Here is a 4,088-nt window from a genome sequence, read left to right on the forward strand (position 1 = left end):
CAGCCCATAATATGTTGCGCAAGCGCTTTGGCTTCTTTTTCATCACCTTGCAGGTGGAGGACCTCTGCCTCGATGAAAGCGGTGCAGAAGCCATCGACACAACTGCGGGCGCGAACCACAATCAGGCCTGACCGCACCCGATGCGCATCTATGACTGCCGGGCTGCGAAATTCCTGGATTAATTGGGCCGCTTTGCGCGTCGCCTAGCCATGCTCTTAGCCAGATCGGCAACCAGATATGAAAACTATATTGCTTCTCCTTCTGATCACCTTGTCCGAGGCGACGATCGGTGTCTTCGTCAAGCTGACCGACGGCAGAATCCCGATTCAGACGTTGAATTTCTACGCGATCCTGACAGCGGCCGCCTTCCTGATGCTCGCGTTGCCAGTCGCCACCGGCCGACCGATCCGCCTGCCCTGGGGGAATTTGAAGGACACCATCGTCATCGGTGTTCTTATCGCGACGCAGATCAGTGTCTTCAACTACGCCATGACGCTGGTGCCGATCGCCAATGCCGTCATTTTCTGGAGCGTGGCACCCTTCTTTACGTTCATATTCTCGGCGATGTTCCTCGGCGAGAAGGCAGGCTTCGGCCACGTTCTCGTTTTCGGTATCGCCATCGTCGGCATCGCGCTCGCCAAACCCCTCTCAGGTGGATACTTGATCGGCAATCTCGTCGCGCTTACCGACGGCGCGATCTATGCGGCGATGATCACCTACATGCGATACGAGGGTAAGTCAGAGACGGGCAACGATATCGCGTGGTCGATGCTGACGGCGGCTATTGTCCTCTCGCCGGCGCTGTTGATCTACGGCACCGGAGATGTGCTGGGCATGGCGGAAAACAAGAGGCTGGGCATCATCGTACCGGCTGGTGTATGGGCGCTGGCGCTTGGGTTGGTATCTACGGGATTTGCTTATTTCGGAATCTCTATCGTCCTAAAGACGTTAAATGCGAACGTCTATTCCCTCGTCGACATCATCGTCTCACCTGTCGTCGCGAGTACACTGGGTTTTCTGGTCTTTGCCGAGGTCCCGGCCAAGGGCATGATCTATGGTGGCGCGCTGTTGCTTTTGGCCGGGTTTCTGCTGACGCGGATGATGACCCGTGATCGGCCCGATATAGCGGCCCACCCCTGTCAGTGCGCAGAGTGACAAGCGCTGTGGAGCTTGACGAGTAAGGCCGCTGCCACGCCCCTCGCTACCTACCAGATCGCTAAGCCGTTTAAGCAGGCGATTGGTCAGCTCTGTGATGTTGGCCCGCTGTGCACGTTCTCACTGGCGCTCGGTGAAGGCGAGGCCCGGCAATTGTGGGGGTTCAAGAAAAGCCAGTTTGGTCATTCGGATTCGAGTGCCAGAGTTGTCTTTGGAAGCGCGAATCGAATCCGTGTGAGGAACTTCTGCCCAGCATTTCGATACAAAACGTTACACCAAAGTCTGGAGGCACCAGCTGACCCGGGCCTTTGTAAATCATACCTCGGGGTGGTGATTCAGCAATAAAGGAGATCACCATGTTTCGACACTCATTTCTCGCCCTGTCGGTGGTAGCTGCAACCGCGCTCGGTGGGGCCGCTTATGCGCAAAACGACCATGGTCATGGTTCCAAACCCAAACCCGCCGGAGGTGGAATGATGATGCAGGGCGACGGCTCCGGCATGATGGGCGATATGCCCGGGATGGGCGACATGCCCGGCATGATGAAGATGATGATGAAGATGCACCGCATGCATGGCGACATGATGGATGGCGGCATGATGGGCGGCCACGGCGGCGGCATGATGCCGATGCTCGACGCCGATGGTGACGGCAACGTGACGCTGCAGGAGATGCGGGAACAGCTGCAGGCCAAACTGTCCGAATATGATAGCGATGGTGACGGCACGCTGTCCATCGCCGAGTTCGAGGCGCTGCACAGCGCGATGATCCGCGAGAAGATGGTCGACCGGTTTCAGCATCTGGACGCGGATGGAGACGGCGCCATCACCGGCGATGAAATGACCGCCCCGGCCAAGAAGATGGAGCGCATGAAGAAGATGCGTTCCGGCATGGGCCAGATGCAGCAGGGCCAAGCTGGCAGCGGCCAGGGCATGGGCTCCGGCATGGGCTCCGGCATGGGCAATTCCGGCGGCACCGGCAGCAACTGAGGATAGCGGCGCCGGCCCCCGGGCCGGTGCTGTCGCCACTCCCGAAACAGGAAATCGACATGATGGGTTTTGGAATGGGCGGCCTGTGAATGCTGCTCATCTTCGTATTGGCTGTGCTGGGGGTCTTGGCACTGGTTAAATACCTGTCCAAGCGAGCGAAAAGGCAATCGCAATGAGCTATACCTATGATCGCACTCTGCAAGGCGCCGATATCGACGAAGCGGAATCCCGAGTCCGTGAGGCGCTGGCCGAGAAAGGCTTCGGCGTCTTGACCGAGATCGACGTCAAGGCGACGATGAAGAACAAGATTGGTGCCGACATGGCGCCCTATCGCATCCTCGGGGCCTGCAACCCGGACATGGCGTACAAGGCCATCGAAATCGAGCCGCGCGTTGGCGCGATGCTGCCCTGCAATGTCGTCCTTCGAGACGTCGAAGGCGGCACCGAGATCAGTGCCATCGACCCGGTGGCATCCATGCAGGCCATCGAAAGCAATGCGCTGCACGGGGTCGCGGGTGAAGTTCGTGACATTATGCGAGCAGTGGTCAACGCCGCCTGACGGCGCGTCGGCATCAGACCTTGACCTTCCAGCTGCTGGAATCTCTATGGTTAAATGGAACCGCCGAATCGACCAGTTAAAATGGGGTACCCGCAAGATGACAACCGACGAAACCCGGACCTGGACCCTTGTCCGAACGCTGGGGCCGAGCGCCGTCGGGGCAGGGCTGTTCCTCGCCTTCGCGCCGGTGCACCTGCTGGTGAGCGAGGACGTCTCGGTGGCGATCGCGGCCCTGACCTTGGCCCTGATCGGGGGGACCTATATCGGCTTCGGCGCGTCCGACGGTGCCACACGGATCTTCTGGATGGAGCTTGGCGTCGCCATCTTCTACGCCATCGTGGCGCTGGCCGGCTTGCTGTGGTCCCCGCTCGCGCTGCCGCTCGGGCTGGCGGCGCATGCCGTCTGGGACCTGCTGCACCACAACGGGGCGTTCGGCGCGCCCGTGCCGAAATGGTACATCCCCTTCTGCGTCGTCTTCGACCTGCTCGCCGCCGCGTTCTTTCTTGTACTTTATCTGGAATGAGGCCCGTTTGTTGGCGCATGGCATCCCCGTCCGAACCATCGTGAAGATCGCCGTGGCGACCGTACTCATTGCGGCCGTCGCGGCGCTGTTTCTCGGCCCACTCTCCGGGCTCGTCGAAAGCCTGAGCGGCGAACGGGTCTCGGCCTGGGTGAATGCCGCAGGTGCATGGGGGCCCACCGTCATCATCCTGCTGATGACGGTCGCCATCGTCGCGACGCCGATACCGAGCGCCCCCATCGCCCTCGCGGCGGGTGCGGCATATGGCCATACGATCGGCACCATTTACATCGTCATCGGGGCCGAGCTGGGCGCGATGGTGGCTTTCGCGCTGGCGAGGCTCCTCGGCCGGGACGTTTTGACCAGGTGGCTCGGCGACAGCGTGGACAGGGGGTGGCTGGGCTCGCAGAACGCGCTGACGTTCACGGTGTTCGCCAGTCGGCTGATGCCCTTCATCTCGTTCGATATCGTGAGCTCCGCCGCCGGGCTGAGCTGCCTCCACTTCTGGCGGTTCGCCCTCGCGACCCTCGCCGGAATCATCCCGGCCAGTTTCATCCTGGCCCATTTCGGCAACGAAGCGGTCAGCGGCGAGCCCGGGCGGGCCGCCTGGGCGGCCGTCGGACTGGGCGTGCTGACCCTGACCCCGCTTGTCGTCGTGGCAATCAGGGAGCAGCGCCGTAAGGAGGCAGCGCATGACTGACCCGCGCACATCACCGCAGCAACCCGCGCCGTTCCACTGGAGGACGGTGCGCTGGTGCCTGAGGCGGGAACTGCGCCGGACCTGTCGCTGGCATCTGGCGAACCGGACGCTGTTGATTGTCACTGAGAACTGACCCGGTAGCCCCCTAAATTGTCACTGAGAATT

Annotated in this window: 5 protein-coding genes; all 5 read left to right on the forward strand. The window is 61.1% G+C overall.

Annotated features, from left to right (window positions below):
- Window positions 1-249 precede the first annotated feature (249 nt).
- The gene (locus tag AACZ55_RS15665) at window positions 250-1,155 is read left to right on the forward strand and encodes a DMT family transporter (RefSeq protein WP_339647588.1); all 906 of its coding nucleotides are present in this window, start codon (window positions 250-252) and stop codon (window positions 1,153-1,155) included.
- 356 nt (window positions 1,156-1,511) lie between these two features.
- Window positions 1,512-2,144: a calcium-binding protein gene (locus tag AACZ55_RS15670; RefSeq protein WP_339647589.1), complete on the forward strand. Its 633-nt coding sequence runs from the start codon at window positions 1,512-1,514 to the stop codon at window positions 2,142-2,144.
- A gap of 172 nt (window positions 2,145-2,316) precedes the next feature.
- Complete coding sequence (locus AACZ55_RS15675; protein WP_339647591.1) at window positions 2,317-2,703, forward strand: DUF302 domain-containing protein; 387 nt, start codon at window positions 2,317-2,319, stop codon at window positions 2,701-2,703.
- Window positions 2,704-2,800: 97 nt separating this feature from the next.
- Window positions 2,801-3,226 carry a DUF6010 family protein gene (locus AACZ55_RS15680; RefSeq protein ID WP_339647592.1) on the forward strand — a complete coding sequence of 142 codons (426 nt, stop codon included), beginning with the start codon at window positions 2,801-2,803 and terminating at the stop codon, window positions 3,224-3,226.
- Window positions 3,227-3,236: 10 nt separating this feature from the next.
- A complete protein-coding gene (locus AACZ55_RS15685) occupies window positions 3,237-3,923 on the forward strand; it encodes a VTT domain-containing protein (protein ID WP_339647594.1) in 687 nt (228 codons plus the stop codon).
- Window positions 3,924-4,088: the final 165 nt, after the last annotated feature.

The organism is uncultured Pelagibacterium sp. (genome assembly GCF_963972885.1).
GTDB lineage: Bacteria > Pseudomonadota > Alphaproteobacteria > Rhizobiales > Devosiaceae > Pelagibacterium > Pelagibacterium nitratireducens.